Source organism: Streptomyces sp. AC512_CC834, assembly GCF_019049325.1.
Classification (GTDB): domain Bacteria; phylum Actinomycetota; class Actinomycetes; order Streptomycetales; family Streptomycetaceae; genus Streptomyces.
The window spans coordinates 1-210 of record NZ_JAGMUO010000119.1; the positions used below are offsets into that span (position 1 = coordinate 1).

The following is a 210-nucleotide window of genomic DNA, read 5'->3' on the forward strand; positions in this document are numbered from 1 at the left end:
GCGGTTTCGGGGACGGTCTGGAGGTGGGCGAAGAAGCCGTCACCGAAGATGTCGTCGAACGCGGTCCGCCCCTGACGCACCGTGTCGTACATACGGGCGTACGGCCTCCAGAAGAGGTCTTCGCCGAGCATGAGGAAGGGGTCGTGGAGGGATCCTGGGGCGTCGGTGCGCAGGAGGTCGGCCATGGGGGTGAGAGCGAAGCGGCCGTGT

Annotated in this window: 1 pseudogene; it reads right to left on the minus strand. The window is 67.1% G+C overall.

Annotation, left to right across the window (positions count from 1 at the left end):
- Nucleotides 1-210, minus strand: a pseudogene (locus KUM40_RS36730) (SAM-dependent methyltransferase); the annotation flags it as partial.